This window comes from Pseudomonas sp. NPDC089734, assembly GCF_044748865.1.
Lineage (GTDB): Bacteria > Pseudomonadota > Gammaproteobacteria > Pseudomonadales > Pseudomonadaceae > Aquipseudomonas.
In genome coordinates this window covers 224,750-243,131 of the sequence record NZ_JBIVGV010000002.1, presented here as the reverse complement: position 1 = coordinate 243,131, position 18,382 = coordinate 224,750, and the positions used below count along the sequence as shown (strand labels likewise).

The following is an 18,382-nucleotide window of genomic DNA, read 5'->3' as shown; positions in this document are numbered from 1 at the left end:
CTCCTACAGTCTGGTGTGGGCCAGGTGTTCGATCTGCTCCTGGCGTTCGGCCTGATTCAGTTTTGCGCCGGGGTTGAGCGATGACCATTGGGGATGGGCGCGGGCTTTGTGCAGGGCGTCCGGAAGCTTGCCCTCGCGCCAGTTCTTGTCTTGTGGTGCGTTCACTTCAATGCTGTTCATGGCGGCGTGGCCTCTGGCGTCCAGAGCCTGCAACAGGTGTTGCTGCCTGAGCGCGAGCAGGCGCAGCACGGCATCGTCCACGGTCAGCTCCCGTTGGCCCTTGAGCTTGCCCAGCAATCGTCCACCATAACTGCGTGCTGTTTGCAGGGCGCCACCGGCAATCGCGCCGACCAGTGCGGCGGCCCCCAGCGTGATTCCGCCCACCAGCAAGTCGACACCTGCACCGGCCGCAGCGCCCGCGGCCACGCCTCCGCCTACTCGCACACCCAGCTGCTTGAGGGTTTCGGGGTTGAACAGGTCGTCGCCCCAGCGGCCATCCAGCAAGGGCAGGTCGGACGCCGAGGCATCCTGTACGCGAAAGGCATACAGCTTGAGCAGCGCTTCGACACACTTTTGCTCGCGCTGGCGAATGACCTTGCGCAGTTCTTCTATGGCCTGATGTTCCTGCTGGGCACTGGTCTCCACGCTGCGTCGACAGGCTGCGCAATCGATGAGCATTTCTGCAATCAACCGTGCAGCGCTGTGGCGTCGTGCCTGCCGTTGTGCCTGCTGATCCTGAATCAAGCGTTCGAGCTGTGGGCGGGCGCTTTCCAGCAGCAAGGCGAGGCTTTCATACAAGCGGCGTTCGCCATCTTCCGGCGGCGCCACGCTGTCGAAGCGCACCAGGGCGTGCAGGCCCAGGCGCGACAGGGCTTCGCGCCATTCCGGTTCGCGCTGCTGAGGATCGTTGACGAAATTCAGCACCGGCAGCAAAGGCTTGCCACAGCTTGCCAATACCGCCAATTCGTCGCGGTATTTGGACAGTATCGGCTCGCGGGCATCGATCACGTACAGACCGGCGTCCGAGTCGAGCAACTGACGCAGTACCTTGGCTTCCTGTTCAAAGCGCTGACGGGCTTCGCTGCTGTCCAGAAAGCGGGCAAGACGTGCCGGGCCGTCGAGACGTTCGCCGGGGCGATCCAGACGTTCCAGATAGTCGAGCAGGGCGATGGCGTCTTCCAGACCGGGCGTGTCGTACAGCTCAAGCAGGGCCTGGCCGTCGACCGACAGACGTGCGCCTTCCACATGCCGGGTCGTGCTGGGGCGGTGCGAGACTTCGCCGAAACCCACATCACGGGTCAGTGTGCGCAGCAGTGAGGTTTTGCCGACGTTGGTGTGGCCGACGACTGCCAGCTTGAGTGCGCGAAGCCTGAGTTCAGTCATGGCCTGTCTCCAGCCAGTTCAGCAGTGAACGGTCACCCCAGGTCAGTTGCAGTTGTTGCAGGGCTGTGTGCCAGTCATTGAGGCGTTCCGGGTCCAGTGTCTGACCGGCAGGGGCGGGCAGCAGCCAGAGGCGTGTGATGCCAGCACAGCGGGCCAGTTCGCTGATCAATGCCAGACTGCCGCGATCCGGCGAGCGACGTGGGTCGCAGGCTATGAGCAGTCGGGCAGGCGGAGAGTGGGTCAATTGCTCCAGCAGCTTTTGCCGCGATTCCCGGCTGTCGAGCACGCCTGCGTCAATCACGTCGGCGGGAAGTTGTGGAGGCCAGGGATGCTGGTTGTCCAGTTCAATGGCAACCAGCACGGCGCCGTGACTGTTTGCGGCGCCCGCATTGGCGTGAACCTGATGGAGTTGCGGTGGCGCGGCATCGTTGATGCCCAGACGTTCACTGCTGGGCATCAGACGCTCTCGCAACTCAACGTAGTCGGGAAGCTCCAGGTCCAGCTTCAAGGCAGCACGGCCTTGTTGCCAGCGCCACAGACAGAGCAGCGCCAGCAACAGACGCGGCATGATGCCAAACACCAGCAAGACGCCCACCAGCCAGGAGGCCCAGGCCTGACGAGCGTTTTCCAGACTCAGGACGCCATTACCACTGGCGCGGATCATCAGTTCGTCGGGCGTGCTGAAACCCAGCAGAGCCGGAATGATGCCGAGTGTCTGGGTCAGATTGACGAAGGTTTCGCTGCCCAGAATGGTGGTTTCCCAGACAAAACCGTAACGCCGCGTGGCCATCAGCATCAACGTCAGGACCAATGCACTGAGCAAGGCTGTCAGCCACAGCCCGTTGACCAGCAGGCCCAGCACCCAACGATTGAGCCGCTGGCGTTGTAGCAACAGAATCAGTGCGGGAGCCAGCTGGGCGGCCTGAGCGTCACGTGCGAGTCTTTCACTGGCCCATAGCCAGAGTCGCCCAAGGCCGGACGTGCTGCGTCCGGTGAAGACCAGTCCCAATGCCCAGCTCATCAGGAGCACCAGATTCAGCCCGAGCAGGCTGCCCAGTGCCCAGAACACATTGACCGGTGCCTGTCCGTTGCCCAGCGCAGCGAAGGCCAGGCCTGCACCGCTGACCATGGCCATGATTGCCAGAACGATCAGTGCCAGGCGCGCGCCCTGTTTCCAGTGATGCAAGGCACTCACCATGCCGTCACGCTCGGCCAGCCACAAGGCACGCTGCTTGATCCGGCTGCTCAAGTCGCCTGCCGAGGCGCGGGCGCGGCGATTGGCTTCCTGATCGTCAAGAAGACCGGCCTGTACTTCTCGCAGACGTACAGCTTCGGTCAGCCAAAGGGTGTCGAGTGGGGTCAGAGCAGTCACACAGCGTCTCTTCGATGAGTTCAGCGGGAAGCATAACCGTTGCGGTGATGCTTAGGGCCTTCTCGGTGTCTATCAGTTCCTTTGCTCTGTTATTCTCGCGTCCATGAAAAAACATCTCCCTCTCAGCCTGATTGCCGCCCTCGGTGAAAACCGGGTGATCGGCGTCGACAATTCCATGCCCTGGCATTTGCCGGGGGATTTCAAATATTTCAAGGCCACGACCCTCGGCAAGCCGATCATCATGGGGCGCAAGACCTGGGATTCGCTGGGCCGCCCGTTGCCCGGTCGCCTGAATCTGGTGGTCAGCCGCCAGACGGATCTGCAGCTTGAAGGCGCAGAAGTCTTCCCCTCCCTTGAGGCTGCCGTGGTCCGTGCCGAGCAGTGGGCGCAGGAGCAGGGCGTTGACGAGGTGATGCTGATTGGCGGCGCGCAGCTATATGCCCAGGGCCTGGCGCAGGCGGATCGCCTTTACCTGACCCGTGTGGAGCTGAGCCCCGAAGGCGATGCGTGGTTCCCGGAGTTCGACACGGCGCAATGGGCGCTGACATCGACGGTTGAAAACGCTGCCGTTGATGAAAAGCCTGCTTATCACTTCGAGGTCTGGGAGCGGCGCTGAGTCGTGAAAAGGTCGCAATTAAATCACCTTGTCGCGAACCATTGTGGACGTGACGCCCTCAGAACATGCGGGGTCGCTGACGCGCGATAAGCGTCACATCATTTTGTTACGGTCGACCCCATACATTTTTCGGGGGAAACCATTGATGAAGTTCACACCCAAACTGTTGGCTGCCGCATTGTGCCTGGGCCTTGCCGGTCAGGCTTTTTCCACAGAGCTGAAGCACTGGCCCGAGCCGGCGGCAAAGGCCCTGGACGCCATGATTGCGGCCAACGCCAACAAGGGTAACTACGCCGTCTTTGACATGGATAACACCAGCTACCGCTTCGACCTTGAAGAGTCGCTGTTGCCGTACATGGAAAACAAAGGCCTGATCACGCGGGAGAAACTGGACCCTTCTCTGAAGCTGATCCCGTTCAAGGACACCGCCGGGCACAAGGAAAGCCTGTTCAGTTACTACTACCGCCTCTGCGAGCTGGATGACATGGTCTGCTACCCCTGGGTGGCGCAAGTCTTCTCGGGCTTCACGCTCAAGGAACTGAAAGGTTACGTCGACGAGTTGATGGCGTCGGGCAAGACAATCCCGGCGACCTACTACGATGGCGATGTGGTCAAGAAGCTCGACGTCGAGCCGCCACGGGTCTTTACCGGCCAGAAAGAGCTGTTCAACAAGCTGATGGAAAACGGCATCGAGGTCTACGTGATGACCGCCGCTTCCGAAGAGCTGGTACGGATGGTCGCTTCCGATCCCAAGTACGGTTACAACGTCAAACCACAGAACGTCATCGGCGTGACCATGCTGCTCAAGGACAGAAAGAGCGGCGAGCTGACGACGGCCCGCAAGCAGATCACTGCGGGCAAATATGACGAGAAGAGCAACCTCGACCTTGAGCTGACACCATACCTGTGGACGCCAGCCACCTGGATGGCAGGCAAGCATGCCGCAATCCTGACCTACATCGATCAATGGAAAAAACCGGTTCTGGTCGCGGGCGACACGCCCACCAGCGATGGCTACATGCTGTTCCACGGTGTGGACGTCAATAAAGGCGGCGTACACCTGTGGATCAACCGCAAGGACAAGTACATGAAGCAGTTGGACGGCATGATGAAAGCCAATGCCGAAGCGCAGGCCAAAGAAGGTTTGCCTGTGACGGCTGACAAGAACTGGGTGATCGTCAAGCCGGAAGACATTCAGTAACCATCGTTGCTCCTTGCGCGGCCAGGGTGCCTCTCATGGAGGGCCCCGGCCGCGAAGATGCATTGCATCAACCGATGGTCATCAGGCTCGCGTTACCGCCAGCTGCCGCAGTGTTCACGCTCACGGCGCGTTCGATCACCAGGCGTTCCAGCGCCACGTTGGTTTCGCCGTGGGACAGACCGTTGACGCCCACGATGGCACCGGAGCGCTGTGCCACTTGTTCGCAGACTGCGCGCAACTGGTCCGAATCGCCGTGGTGCAGTACGGCATCGATCGACACGTCGTCCTTGTTCCAGTCCGCCACCAGCTTGATGCGTGCCTGAACCTCTTTCGGCAGGCGGGCGCGCAGCGGTTTGCTGGTCCCGGTTTCCGGCCAGATGGCCGTGCTGCCGACGGCCAGCACCGCAGCCAGTTGAGTGAGCAGGTCGGCTTCATCGTCGGCCAGACACAGCACATGTTCGCGAGGCAGGATGCTATAGCTGTTGCGCTCACCGGTCGGGCCGGTCAGCAGGCGGGTGATACCGCTTTGCGACTGTTCGGCAAACTGGCTGCACAGCTCGTCCAGCGCCGGTTGCTGATTGCTGGTCGCCCAGGCTTTCAAGGCCAGCAGTGGCTTGCTCAGCGTCTCGCGCAGGCGGGTATCGGGAGCAATCAGCCTGTCGCCACGCTCCAGGGATTGGCCGATGGCATCCTGTGGGCGGGTGGACAGCAGGCGATACAGATACAGTGGTCCGCCAGCTTTGGGGCCGGTACCGGACAGGCCTTCACCGCCGAATGGCTGTACGCCGACCACGGCACCGACAATGTTGCGGTTGACGTAGATGTTACCGGCGTTGACGTTATCGATGACCTTGGCAATCGTCTCGTCGATGCGGGTGTGCACGCCCAGCGTCAGGCCATAGCCGGAAGCATTGATCTGATCGATGAGCTGGCCCAGTTCCTTGCGCTTGTAGCGAACCACATGCAGCACCGGTCCGAAGATTTCCCGTTGCAGTTCATCGAAGCTTTCCAGTTCGATCAGCGTCGGCATCACGTAGGTGCCACGCTTGAGGTCTGCACTGTTGGCAATAGCCACCTGATAGACCGTGCGGCCCTTGTCGCGCATGCCCTGGATGTGTTTTTCGATCCCGGCCTTGGCCTCTGCGTCGATCACCGGACCGATGTCCACGGACAGGTGCTCCGGGTTGCCCAGACGGTTTTCTGCCATGGCCCCCTTGAGCATTTCGATCACGCGATCGGCCGAGTCTTCCTGCAGGCACAGCACGCGCAGTGCCGAGCAGCGCTGGCCTGCGCTGTCGAACGCCGAGGACAGGATGTCGATCACCACCTGCTCGGTCAGTGCCGAGGAGTCGACGATCAGAGCATTCTGGCCACCGGTTTCGGCGATCAGCGGGATCGGTCGGCCCTGAGCGTCGAGACGTCCGGCGATGTTGCGTTGCAGCAGGCGGGCGACTTCGGTGGAGCCGGTGAACATCACGCCTTTGACGCGCTCGTCGCCGACCAGTCGTGCACCGATGGTTTCGCCACGGCCGGGCAGCAGTTGCAAGGCGCCTTCCGGGATACCCGCTTCGAGCAGCAGGCGCACGGCCTGTGCCGCGATCAACGGGGTCTGTTCGGCGGGCTTGGCCAATACCGGGTTACCGGCAGCCAGCGCGGCGGCAGCCTGCCCCGTGAAAATCGCCAGAGGGAAGTTCCACGGACTGATGCAGACCACTGGCCCGAGCGGGCGGTGCGTATCGTTGCTGAAGTCGTGACGGGCCTGCGTGGCGTAGTAGCGCAGGAAGTCGACCGCCTCGCGCACTTCGGCAATGGCGTTGAGGAACGTCTTGCCCGCTTCACGGACCAGCAGGCCCATCAGTGGCTGGATTTCGTTTTCCATCAGGTCGGCGGCGCGTTCGAGAATGGCGGCGCGTTCGGCAGGGGGTGTCGCCTGCCAGATCGGCCCTGAAATCAGGGCGCACTGAATGGCGTTATCGACGTCTTCAAGGCTGGCTTCCTGAACATGGCCGACCACGTCCCGTTGATCGGACGGGTTCAGGGTCGCAATCGAGAGGCCTTCGCTGGCCGGGCAACCCAGCAGAGGGGCGGCTCGCCAGTCGTTGTGTGCAGTGGCCAGCAAGGCCGACGACAGCGAGGCCAGGCGGTGTTCGTTGGCCATGTCGATGCCGCTGGAGTTGGCGCGCTCCGGACCATACAGGTCGCGTGGCAGGGGAATGCGCGGGTGCGGCAGGCCAAGGCTGCCTTCCTGCGTGGCCATGCGCTCGATGCTGCTGACCGGGTCGGCCACCAGCTCCTGAATCGAGACCGACTGGTCGGCGATGCGGTTGACGAACGAGGTGTTGGCACCGTTTTCCAGCAGACGACGGACCAGATAGGCCAGCAGCGTTTCATGGGTGCCGACCGGTGCATAGACGCGGCACGGACGGTTCAGCTTGCCCTCGGCAACCTTGCCCACCACTTGCTCGTAAAGCGGTTCACCCATGCCGTGGAGGCACTGGAATTCGTACTGGCCGGGGTAATAGTTCTGACCGGCAATGTGATAGATGGCCGCCAGTGTGTGGGCGTTGTGGGTGGCGAACTGTGGATAGATGACTTCCGGTGCTGCCAGTAGTTTACGGGCGCAGGCGATATAGGACACATCGGTGTACACCTTGCGGGTATAGACCGGATAGCCTTCCAGGCCTTCGACCTGGGCGCGCTTGATTTCGCTGTCCCAGTACGCGCCTTTGACCAGACGAATCATCAGGCGATGACGGCTGCGACGTGCCAGATCGATCACGTAGTCGATCACGTAAGGGCAGCGCTTCTGGTACGCCTGAATCACGAAACCGATACCGTTCCAGCCGGTCAGTTGTGGCTCGAAGCACAGGCGCTCGAGCAGGTCCAGCGACAGCTCCAGGCGATCGGCTTCTTCGGCGTCGATATTCAGGCCGATATCGTATTGCTTGGCCAGCAGGGTCAGCGACAGCAGGCGCGGGTACAGTTCTTCCATCACGCGCTCATATTGCGCCCGGCTGTAACGTGGGTGCAGGGCCGACAGCTTGATGGAAATGCCCGGGCCTTCATAAATGCCACGGCCATGGGACGCCTTGCCGATGGAGTGGATAGCCTGCTCGTAGGACGCCAGATACTTCTGTGCATCGTGCTCGGTCAGGGCGGCCTCGCCCAGCATGTCATAGGAGTAGCGGAAGCCTTTGGCTTCGAAGCGGCTGGCGTTGGCCAGGGCTTCACCGATGGTTTCGCCGGTCACGAACTGCTCGCCCATCAGGCGCATGGCCATGTCCACGCCTTTGCGGATCATGGGTTCTCCACTCTTGCCGATGATGCGGCTCAGGGAAGAGCTCAGGCCTGCTTCGTTATGGGTGGCCACCAGCTTGCCGGTCAACAGCAGACCCCAGGTGGCGGCATTGACGAACAATGACGGGCTGTTGCCCAGATGAGGCTGCCAGTTGCCGTTGCTGATCTTGTCGCGGATCAGTGCGTCGCGGGTGCCCTTGTCGGGAATACGCAACAGCGCTTCGGCCAGGCACATCAGTGCGACGCCTTCCTGGGACGACAGGGAAAACTCCTGCAACAGCCCCTGAACGATACCGGCACGACCGCTGGCACTTTTCTGATTGCGCAGTTTTTCGGCGATGGACGCAGCCAGCTTGTGGGTGGCTTCGGCCATGGGGGCTGTCAGACGCGCCTGCTCCAGCAGCATGGGAACGACTTCCGGTTCCGGGCGGCGGTAGGCAGCCGTGATAGCGGCACGCAGGACCGATTGCGGGAGAATGCTTTCGGCAAATTCCAGAAAGCTCTGATAGCCCGTGTCGGCTGGTAGCTCGCCGCTGTCGTCACCGTCCTTGCTACCCTGGCCATTGAGTTCCAGCAGGGTTGCACCACTCTCCAGCTTTTCCAGGTAATTGAAAATGGCCTGCTTGATCAACCAGTGCGGAGTACGGTCGATGGACTGGGCGGCTGCTTTCAATCGCTCGCGGGTCGGGTCGTCCAGCTTGACGCCCAGAGTGGTGGTTGCCATGTGATTGTCCTCATTATCGCCACTGTGGGCGTGGCATCGGCTTTGGCGCAGATTAGCTGTGCTTATGCCTAGGTGCAACCGGGTGCAACCTGTTTTTTGAAGGGTATTTCAACGGCTCTTCCTGCAGGACCCCAATGTTTGTCGAAGTTGCTCGCTTCCGGTGCGTTTTATTTTGCGAAATCGCGGCGTATTGCATCAAAATGGGGCGAAATTTCGGGCGCAATGATCATTTTGTAATAGGTGCAACTGTGTTTGTGAAATTGGTTGCACCCTGTTCAATTTGTTTAATAGGATTCGCAACCACGGTGCAACCGTTAGCGAGTCGTTCAGTGGCTGCTTCCTTGCGGAATCTCAGTCAGCGCTGCGTCGGATACACAGGCATGGATGGCTGTTTTCAGCTGCCGGCTTCCCTGGTATCTGACGTTTCATAAAAACAATGCCAAGGCAGAACTCATGAGCTTCAACAATCCAACCCTGATCACGTTCGTGATCTATATCGCGGCAATGGTATTGATCGGCCTTCTGGCCTATCGCGCCACCCATAACTTATCTGACTACATTCTGGGCGGGCGCAGCCTCGGCAGTGTCGTGACGGCACTCTCGGCGGGAGCTTCGGACATGAGCGGCTGGCTGCTGATGGGCCTGCCGGGCGCTATCTATATGTCGGGCCTGTCGGAAAGCTGGATTGCCATCGGCCTGATCGTCGGGGCTTACCTGAACTGGCTGTTCGTGGCCGGCAGGTTGCGCGTCCAGACCGAGCACAACGGGGATGCATTGACCCTTCCGGACTACTTCAGCAGCCGCTTCGAGGACAACAGCGGGTTGCTGCGCATCATCTCGGCGGTCGTGATTCTGGTGTTCTTCACGATTTATTGCGCTTCAGGCATTGTTGCGGGAGCACGCCTGTTCGAAAGCACCTTTGGCATGTCCTATGAGACGGCCTTGTGGGCCGGGGCTGCCGCGACCATCGCTTACACCTTCGTCGGTGGCTTCCTGGCCGTGAGCTGGACCGATACGGTCCAGGCCACATTGATGATCTTTGCGTTGATCCTCACGCCCATCATCGTATTGCTGGCGACCGGTGGTGTCGACACGACATTCCTGGCCATCGAGGCCCAGAATCCGGCCGGGTTCGACATGTTCAGGAACACCACATTCATCGGCATCGTTTCGTTGCTGGCCTGGGGCCTGGGTTACTTCGGCCAGCCTCACATCCTGGCGCGTTTCATGGCGGCCGATTCGGTCAAGTCGATTGCCAGGGCCCGCCGTATTTCCATGACCTGGATGACACTGTGCCTGGGTGGCGCGGTCGCCGTAGGCTTTTTCGGGATCGCGTATTTCTCGGCGAATCCCGATGTGGCCGGTCCGGTGACTGAAAACCCTGAGCGGGTGTTCATCGAGCTGACGAAGCTGCTGTTTAATCCATGGGTCGCCGGTGTCTTGCTCTCGGCCATTCTGGCTGCGGTGATGAGCACCCTGAGCTGCCAGCTCCTGGTGTGTTCCAGCGCCTTGACCGAGGACTTCTACAAGGCCTATCTGCGCAAGGACGCTTCACAGTTTGAGCTGGTCTGGGTCGGTCGTGCGATGGTGTTGCTGATTGCCGTTATCGCCATTGTGCTGGCCTCGAATCCTGAAAACCGCGTGCTGGGGCTGGTGAGTTATGCCTGGGCCGGTTTCGGTGCGGCTTTCGGGCCGGTCGTGCTGATTTCGTTGCTGTGGAAAGGCATGACTCGCAATGGTGCGCTGGCGGGTGTGGTGGTGGGTGCGCTGACGGTGGTGCTCTGGAAGCAATTCAGCACCATCGGGCTGTACGAAATCATTCCTGGCTTTATCTTCGCCAGTATCGCGATCGTTGTGTTCAGCCGAATCGGTGCAGGCCCATCGGTTGCCATGCAAGAGCGATTCATGGCCGCTGAAAAAGAGTTCAAGGCTTCTCACTGATCGGTGCGTCCTTGAAATGAGAAAGGCCCGTGTCCCACAAGACCGGGCCTTTCTTGTTTTCACAGCCTTGTATCAGCTCTTGTTGTGGTCGATGTCCAGATTATAGAAGGTGGCCTTTCCGCCTTCGGTGCTGTAGCCGGAGTTGTCCTGGGTATAAACGCCGGCCTTGAAGTACAGCGGTTTGGTGCTCCAGGTTGAACTGATGGAGGTGCTCCAGTTCACATCCCGGGTGCTCACGCTCAGTTCTCCGCCGGGGCTGAGGTGGATGATGTATTTGAACTTCTCGTTGAGCGGCACGCCTTCCGCGATTTGAATGACCTTGCTTTCGTCATCGTCGAAGCGATTGCGGACTTTCACCACGATATTGCCGGTCTGGGTTTTCGTCTTGTACTGATACTCGACTTTCAACATCGGCTCGGTGCTTTCATAGGCATGTATCTGACCGATGACAATCTTGCCGGATGAGGGCACCTGATTGACCTCCAGGGTCGCATTCAGGAAGTTGTCTGCATCGGGGTACAGCCAGTTGTGCAACGTGCCGTCGGCCCAGGTTTCCCGTAGTTCGCTGCGAGGGTATTTGGCGTTTTCCGTACGCGAGCCAGTAACCGGTGACCAAAAGAAAATGTATTCCGAGTGCGACTCGAAATACTTGCCGTCATAGCCCTGCACCAGCTGTGCAGTTTCGATGGTTTTGGGCGGGGAGCCCACCGGAATACTGAGATTCCATGATCCAAGATCTATCATTCTGCTCTTCCAAAAAATATGCAGTCGTTAGCCAGAAAGGCCTCTCGTCAGAGGGTTTGAGCCGTTCTTATACGATTTGCAGGAGCATTTGTTAATGCCGGATGGTCGAACGAATGACGTCAAAGTGCTGTCACATTTCTTGTAGGACAGGTTTTATATGGCCTGCAGGAATATACCGTTAGTCGGTTAAATCAATCATTTGTGGTGGCAATGGGCTGCATTTCTCATGATTTTTTCAGAAGCGACTAAAGTTGATACAAATTGGATGATGGTTTTCCTTTTATCAGGCACATCCCCACAATTAGAGAAGCAGCATGGAATGCATGCAACCCAAGCCCAGTGATGGCTCCTCGGTTCTGCTGGTCGTTGATGACTACCCTGAAAATCTGGTGACGATGTGCGCGGTTCTGCAACGCACGGATTGGCGCATCGTAACGGCCAGCTCAGGGGTTGAGGCATTGACGGTGCTGCTGGAGCAAGAGGTGGATCTGGTCTTGCTTGATGTGCAGATGCCAGGCATGGATGGGTTTGAAGTTGCACGATTGATGCGCGGTAGCCAGAGAACGAGCCTGACGCCGATCATCTTCCTGACGGCCAATGAACAGACGCAGGCTGCGGTCCAGAAGGGCTACGCCAGTGGTGCGGTCGATTACCTGTTCAAGCCTTTCGATCCGAATGTACTCAAGCCCAAGGTCCAGGCGCTTCTGGATCAGCAGCGCAATCGTCGTGCCTTGCAGAAACTTACCCAGGAGCTGGAGAGTGCCAGGGCCTTCAATGCGTCGGTACTGGCCAATGTGGCGGAAGGGATTCTGGTGGTCGACGAGTCCGGCATCATCAGTTTTGCCAATCCGGCGATCTGCCGTTTGCTGGGTGCGCCTGTCGAGCGTCTATGCGGCACGGCCGTGCTCGATTATGTCCATGAGCCTCAGGTCGAGAGCTGGCTGGAGTCGAATTTCTACAAGAGCTATCGCAAGGCCGATACCTACCGTGTCCACGACGCGATCTTGATGACGACCGAAGGCAATGAGCTGCCGGTGGCCTTGTCCTGTGCGCCTTTGCCTGTCGAGCAGAAGGCCATGGTGTTGACCATTCTCGACATGTCGGTGGTGCGGGACTTGTATCAACAGCTGGAGCAGCAGGCGGTCACCGATGCCCTGACGGGGTTGCTCAACCGGCGTGGTTTCTATCAGGCGGTCGAAGGCATGCTGTTGCGCAACGAGCATGCGGACAAGTATCTGGTCGTGCTTTATCTGGATCTGGATGGTTTCAAACTGATCAATGACTCGCTGGGGCATGACGCGGGCGATCAGGTGTTGCTCTGGGTGTCCGAACAGCTCAAGGACTGCCTGCGTCCCTACGATGTACTGGCTCGTATGGGGGGCGACGAATTCACCGTGGTGATCGACGGGTTCGATTATCCCGAACAGGCGGCCAAGGTGGCCGAAAAGCTCATCGAGCGCGTGTCTGTGAAGCGGCAGGTCGATGGCGTGGATATTTCGCTGGGGGTCAGTATCGGGATTGCGACCTATCCCGAGTGCGGCTCCAACCTCGATGGCTTGCTGCGCGCCGCGGATATCGCCATGTACGAGGCCAAGCGTGCCGGTCGTCAGCAATATCGATTCTACGACCAGAACATGAACGGGCGTGCCCGCTCGCGTCTGATGCTTGAAGACAGTGTGCGCACGGCCATCGATGGCAAGAATTTCTCCGTGGTCTATCAGCCTCAGGTGCAGATCGCGGATGGCCGTTTGCGTGGCTTCGAGGCCTTGCTGCGCTGGCAGCACCCCAGTGTCGGGGAAGTGCCGCCTGCACTGTTTATCCCCTTGCTTGAAGAAACGCGTCTGATCAACCGGCTCGGCAGCTGGATCTTCGATCAGGGCGCCGAGCAGCGCCAGGCCTTGAACCGGATGTTTGCCTCCGACCTGGTGGTGAGCGTCAGCGTCAGCCCGACACAGTTCTGCATGCCTAACCTGGCCTCGGAGCTGAAGCGCGCCATGGAGCGTTTCGAGCTTCAGCCCGGTCAGCTGGAAGTCGAGATCACGGAATTGTCATTGGTGAGTAACCTGACCCACAGCCACAAGCAGTTGCGGCAGTTGCGTGAGATCGGTGTGCGGGTGGCGCTGGATGACTTCGGGGTGGGGGAGTGTTCGCTGACACATTTGCGAAACCTTGAGCTGGACACCTTGAAGCTGGATCGGCGTTTCATTGCCGGTCTGCTCGACTCGCCGCGGGATGCCGTCCTGGCGAGCGGTATCATCGATCTGTGTCGCAACCTGGGCATGCTGGTGATTGCAGAAGGTGTCGAAACCTTTCAGCAGTATGAGTGGCTGGCCAGGAACGGTTGTCAGGTGATCCAGGGGTTCCTGGTGGCGTATCCACTGGATGCCGAGGATGCGATGTGTTTCCCCCAACACTTCGACTGGGCAAAGCTGCCACGGGTGTGATTGCGGTAGACTGGCGCTTCTGAACCACTCGATGCGCTCCCATGATTTCACCTGTTCATGCTCCGCTCAAATACTTGCAAGCCTATCCTGCCGCCCTTCAGGATCAGGTCAGGCAGTTGATTGCGCAGAACAGGCTGGGCGATTATTTGCAGCAGCGCTACCCGGAGCGTCATCAGATACAGAGTGACAAGGCCCTATATGCCTATGCGCAGGCCTTGAAGCAGGAGCATCTGCGTAACGCGCCGGCTATCGATAAAGTGCTGTTCGACAATCGCCTCGATCTGACTCATCGCGCACTGGGGTTGCACACCACGATTTCACGGGTGCAGGGCGGCAAGCTCAAGGCCAAGAAGGAAATTCGTGTCGCGGCCTTGTTCAAGGAGGCGGCCCCCGAGTTTCTGCGAATGATCGTGGTGCATGAGCTGGCTCACTTCAAGGAGTCCGATCACAACAAGGCCTTCTATCAGCTCTGTGAGTACATGCAGCCTGGCTACCACCAACTGGAATTCGACTTGCGGGTCTATCTGACGTATCGCGATCTTCAGGCTGCTGCCGGATCGATGACCTGAGTATCGCACCACCAAGGATTTGAAGATGGATGTCAGCAAGACCAAGAGCAGTTTTTATCGTCGTCTGTACGTGGCTTACCTGATCGATTGCCAGCTGGCCAGCAGCGTCCCGGCGTTGATGGACGTCACCGGCATGCCGCGCCGTACGGCTCAGGACACCATTGCAGCCCTGGCGGATCTGGATATCGAATGTGAGTTCGAGCAGCAGGAGGGCGCCCGTAATCATGCCGGGCAGTACCGGATTCGTGACTGGGGTGCGATCGACCGGGACTGGATTACCCGGAACCTGGCACGTATCAAGGATGTGCTGGGCTACCCCTGAGAGGGGTTTTCCTTATTCGAGGTCCCGGCGCATGCCGATGTGAGGAATGTCGTCCTCCATGTACACCTCGCCAACCGGGTTGAAGCCATAGCGGCTGTAGTAACCCTGCAAATGTGCCTGAGCCGACAGATAGATGGGCTGGTCGGGCCATTTTTTCTCGGCATGCTCCAGGGCCTGGACCATCAGTTCATGACCCATGCCCCGGCTGCGAATCGACGGGGCGGTCACCACGCGGCCAATGGTGACATCGCCGCCTTGCTGGATGGGGTCCAGCAAGCGCAGGTAAGCCACCAGGCTACCGTTTTGCCAGGCCATCAAATGGCAGGTGTCGCCTGTCAGGTCCAGACCATCCACATCTTGAAACACGCACTGTTGTTCGACCACGAACACCTCTGAGCGCAGCTTCAGAACGGCGTACAGCTGCTCGATGCTCAGGTCGGTATGGTGTTTGCAGATCCATTTGATAGGCATGTTGTTGACTCGGAGAGAAACCAGAAGGGAATTCTAAACGCATCCGCCGGCATTCCCAATAAAGTGCGGTGAGGTCTGTCTGTTGTTTCAATGTTGGCGGGATGAAAAACCGATGGAGTGATGGTAGGAGTGCAACATTTCTGTGGGTTGTTTCCTGAAGCAATTGGGGCTTCAATACAGACTTCAGGTGACAGTCTTGGCCGAACGCCATCATTCTGGACCGGGCTTGTCGTTCATCCGTGGAGCTTAAGCATGTTGCGATTGCTTCAAGCCATAGGACTACTGGGTTGGCTATTGATGGCCCCGGCTGGTGCAGAAGAAAAACTGCGCCTGGTTGCCGATGCATGGCCTCCGTTTACTGATGAAACATTGCTCAATGGCGGGCTGGCGACCGATATCGTCAGGACGGCATTGCACCGGGCCGGATACAGGACGCTTTACGAGCAGGTTCCTTGGGCTCGGGCCGTGCACGGCATCGCAGAAGGGCGCAATGATGTGCTGATCAATGCCTGGTTCTCTGAAGATCGCACCCGGATTGGTCAATTTTCTGCTGAATACCTGCTCAACAGGATTCGCTTTCTCAAACGCAGGAATACCGAAGTCGATGTCTCGACCCCGGCGCTTTTGCACGCGCACAGGATTGCGGTGGTGCGTGGGTATGCGTACTACCCGCTCTTCGACAATGATCCGGCGCTGAGAAAGGTCCCGGTCCACAGTTTTTCCATGGCCGTGAACATGCTGGCGGCCGGGCGTGTCGATCTGACGCTGGAAGATGAATACGTGGCTCTCTATAACCTGGCGCATGAGTCCGAAGAGGTCCGTGATCGGGTCGAGTTTCTGCCCGGATCACCCAGAGAGAACGGCCTGCACATCCTCGTCAGCCTGAAGAACCCCAGGCATGCGCAGATCGTGGCCGGTTTCGACCGTGAAATCGAGGCCATGAAGGCCGACGGCAGTTACGACGAACTGCTCAGACGGCACGGTCTATGGACGTCTCCGGACCCTTGATCAAGTGGGCCGCCAGCGTGCGCAGCGGTGCCAGCTGGCGATAGATCAAGGCCAGTTGCGTCTGCACCAGTCGCTGGCTTTCGTCCAGGTCGTCGGGCATCTGCTCCAGCTGGGTCGCCAGTGCTTCTTCCGTGTCGTTCTGGACGGCAACCGGCTGCTTGTTGGCCAGGCTCTGGGCAATTTCGTCGATGCTCGACGCCAGGGCCGCGCCTGCACCATCGATGAGCTGTTCATGGACATCGTTGGGCAGTTGGGTGTCGCGATGTGCACCCAGGCCGGACAGGTAACTCAGCAGCGTGTGGGACAGCACCAGAAAGCGGAAACCCACATCGGCCTCCTTACGGAAATGCCCCGGCTCCATGAGCATGTTGGCCAGGGTCGTGGACAGCGCGGCGTCGGCGTTGTGCGCGTTGCGCCGGGCCAGCCGGTAGGCCAGATCGTCGCTCTTGCCCTTGGCGTATTGCTGCATGATCTGACGCAGGTAGATGCTGTTGCAGGTCAGCGTGTTGGCCAGCACCTTGTTCAGCTTGCGGCCTTGCCAGTCTGGCAGGAACAGGAACACCGCCAGGCCTGCAATCAGGCTGCCCAGCAGGGTGTCGAACAGCCGTGGCAGGAACAGCCCGTAACCATCGCCCACCTGATTGAAGCAGAACAGCACCATGACGGTGATGGCGGCGGTCGACAGGGTATAGCGCGTCGTTCGGTTGACGAAGAACACCACGCCGGCCAGCACGGCACACATCGATTGCAGGATCGGGCTGGTGACCAGCTCGAACAGCGCCCAGCCCGCGGTCAGGCCCAGGGCGGTGCCGATGATCCTTTGCCCGAGCTTGCGTCGGGTCGCGCCGTAGCTCGGCTGGCAGACGAAAACGGTGGTCAGGATGATCCAGTAGCCTTGCGAGGGGTGGATCAGATGCACCATGGCATAACCGACCGTCAGGGCCAGCGGCAGGCGCAAGGCATGGCGAAACAGCAGCGACGTCGGTGTCATCTGCAGTCGCAGACGTGTCCAGACATCCTTGAGGTTGCGCGGTGAGCGGTCCAGCAGGCTGCTGTCGGTGGCGTCGGCCACGGCGTCCGGGTTGCTGGCATCGCTGATCAGGCGATCGAGTGTTTCCAGGTTGGCGGCCAGTGCCCGCAAGGAGCGTAGCAGACTGCGCCAGGCCGGATTGCTCTGGATGCGCAGATGCTCCAGGGACGCGCGCAGGTCTTCCATGGCTTCGGCAAAGCTGGGGTCGTAGACAAAGGGCTGGCGCAACTGGATGGATTCGGACAATGCCTGACAGGCCACGCCTTGCTGGCGCAGCAGGCGCTGGCAGCGAAACAGTACGTCGCTGTGGAAAAACGCTTCGGCCAGCGAGTTGTACGGGTAATGCGACGAGCTGGCGCGCTCATGAATGTCCTGGGCGATGAAATACAGCTTCAGGTAGCGGCTGACCTTCGAGCCGGGCCGACCACTGCCGACACGGTGCAGAATGATTTCCTTGGTTGCGTTGAGTGCCGCCACCACCTGACCGTTCTGCTTGGCCAGCTCCAGGCGCCGGGCTTCCACATCCAGCGTCCGGATCGGCTCGAACAGCGTCGACTTGAGCTTCAGGTACAACCCCAGCTCGCGGAACAGGCGCGCCAGGGCCTGCTGGACCGGCTGGTTGGAAAACAGCATCTGCCACAGTACCGACAACAGGCCGTACCAGGCTGCGCCCGCCACCAGCAGCATCGGTTCATGCCAGAAATCGAGGACTTCGCCGCCACGCTGATCCACACCAATCATGGTGTAGACCGACAGGATCAAGGTGCCGTAGGCAATGGCTCCATAGCGCTCGCCCAGCGCACCGAGCATGGTCAGGCAGAAACTGGCCAGCGCCAGTGAGCACACGAACAGCCAAGGGTAGGGAAACAGGAGTTCAACGGCCAGGGCGGCAATGCTGAAACACACCAGAGTCACGGCCAGGGCGTTGAGGCGGCCTTGCCAGCTGTCATCGGTTTCGGCCAGGGCGCAGGCGATAATCCCCAGGAACAGCGGAATCAACAGCCCCATCTCATTCTGATACCAGCACAGCGCCATGCTGCCGGTCAGCGCGATAAAGACCCGAACGCTATAGCTGAACTTGTCCAGTGCCCATAACCGGCGAAACGAATGACTCAGTGATTTTGATGCCATGAATGAGATGACGGCCTTGTTCGCAATTGATCGGTCTTGCAGATGGATATGTACAGGCCCGAAGCAGGCCTGTACATCCGCTTGGGAAAAAAATTATTCCCCCGCGCGTGCCGTTTTTCTGCTGCGCCG

The 18,382-nt window shown here is 59.5% G+C and carries 13 protein-coding genes; 7 read left to right on the top strand and 6 right to left on the bottom strand.

The features are described 5' to 3' along the window. Window positions 1-3: 3 nt before the first annotated feature. Window positions 4-1,383, bottom strand: a complete 1,380-nt coding sequence (locus ACIPY9_RS03795) for a GTPase/DUF3482 domain-containing protein (RefSeq protein ID WP_400697127.1) — start codon at window positions 1,381-1,383, stop codon at window positions 4-6. Next, window positions 1,376-2,755 (bottom strand): DUF2868 domain-containing protein, encoded by a 1,380-nt coding sequence (locus tag ACIPY9_RS03790; RefSeq protein WP_400697126.1) that lies wholly within the window; start codon window positions 2,753-2,755, stop codon window positions 1,376-1,378. The genes ACIPY9_RS03795 and ACIPY9_RS03790 overlap by 8 nt, the downstream gene beginning before the upstream one ends. A 103-nt stretch (window positions 2,756-2,858) precedes the next feature. Between ACIPY9_RS03790 and ACIPY9_RS03785 the strand changes: the two genes are divergently transcribed. Both ACIPY9_RS03785 and ACIPY9_RS03780 read left to right on the top strand, forming a co-directional pair. Further along, window positions 2,859-3,371 (top strand): dihydrofolate reductase, encoded by a 513-nt coding sequence (locus ACIPY9_RS03785; RefSeq protein WP_400697124.1) that lies wholly within the window; start codon window positions 2,859-2,861, stop codon window positions 3,369-3,371. A gap of 145 nt (window positions 3,372-3,516) precedes the next feature. After that, entirely contained in the window at window positions 3,517-4,572 is a 1,056-nt protein-coding gene (locus ACIPY9_RS03780) for a haloacid dehalogenase-like hydrolase (RefSeq protein WP_400697122.1), read from the top strand. Between the two features lie 67 nt (window positions 4,573-4,639). Here the strand turns inward: ACIPY9_RS03780 and putA are convergent, their stop codons facing one another. Next, entirely contained in the window at window positions 4,640-8,593 is a 3,954-nt protein-coding gene (gene putA / locus ACIPY9_RS03775) for a trifunctional transcriptional regulator/proline dehydrogenase/L-glutamate gamma-semialdehyde dehydrogenase (protein WP_400697121.1), read from the bottom strand. A gap of 453 nt (window positions 8,594-9,046) precedes the next feature. Between putA and putP the strand changes: the two genes are divergently transcribed. Next, window positions 9,047-10,534, top strand: a complete 1,488-nt coding sequence (gene putP / locus ACIPY9_RS03770; RefSeq protein ID WP_400697119.1) for a sodium/proline symporter PutP — start codon at window positions 9,047-9,049, stop codon at window positions 10,532-10,534. Between the two features lie 72 nt (window positions 10,535-10,606). On the opposite strand, the gene ACIPY9_RS03765 is transcribed toward putP, so the two are convergent. Next, entirely contained in the window at window positions 10,607-11,278 is a 672-nt protein-coding gene (locus tag ACIPY9_RS03765) for a polysaccharide lyase family 7 protein (RefSeq protein ID WP_400697118.1), read from the bottom strand. A 314-nt stretch (window positions 11,279-11,592) separates the two neighbouring features. On the opposite strand from ACIPY9_RS03765, the gene ACIPY9_RS03760 reads away from it, so the two are divergent. From ACIPY9_RS03760 to ACIPY9_RS03750, 3 genes are read left to right on the top strand one after another with little or no spacing between them, the layout of a single operon-like run. After that, the gene (locus tag ACIPY9_RS03760; protein ID WP_400697117.1) at window positions 11,593-13,722 is read left to right on the top strand and encodes an EAL domain-containing protein; all 2,130 of its coding nucleotides are present in this window, start codon (window positions 11,593-11,595) and stop codon (window positions 13,720-13,722) included. Between the two features lie 41 nt (window positions 13,723-13,763). Beyond that, window positions 13,764-14,291, top strand: a complete 528-nt coding sequence (locus ACIPY9_RS03755; protein ID WP_400697116.1) for a M48 family metallopeptidase — start codon at window positions 13,764-13,766, stop codon at window positions 14,289-14,291. Between the two features lie 25 nt (window positions 14,292-14,316). Then, window positions 14,317-14,613: a helix-turn-helix domain-containing protein gene (locus ACIPY9_RS03750; protein WP_400697115.1), complete on the top strand. Its 297-nt coding sequence runs from the start codon at window positions 14,317-14,319 to the stop codon at window positions 14,611-14,613. A 12-nt stretch (window positions 14,614-14,625) separates the two neighbouring features. Here ACIPY9_RS03750 and ACIPY9_RS03745 read toward each other — a convergent pair whose 3' ends face one another. Then, window positions 14,626-15,084 carry a GNAT family N-acetyltransferase gene (locus tag ACIPY9_RS03745; RefSeq protein WP_400697114.1) on the bottom strand — a complete coding sequence of 153 codons (459 nt, stop codon included), beginning with the start codon at window positions 15,082-15,084 and terminating at the stop codon, window positions 14,626-14,628. A gap of 252 nt (window positions 15,085-15,336) precedes the next feature. Here ACIPY9_RS03745 and ACIPY9_RS03740 point away from each other — a divergent pair, with 252 nt between their 5' ends. Then, a complete protein-coding gene (locus tag ACIPY9_RS03740; RefSeq protein WP_400697112.1) occupies window positions 15,337-16,092 on the top strand; it encodes a substrate-binding periplasmic protein in 756 nt (251 codons plus the stop codon). Here ACIPY9_RS03740 and yccS read toward each other — a convergent pair. Next, window positions 16,055-18,253, bottom strand: a complete 2,199-nt coding sequence (yccS, locus tag ACIPY9_RS03735; RefSeq protein WP_400697111.1) for a YccS family putative transporter — start codon at window positions 18,251-18,253, stop codon at window positions 16,055-16,057. The genes ACIPY9_RS03740 and yccS overlap by 38 nt on opposite strands. Window positions 18,254-18,382 lie beyond the last annotated feature (129 nt).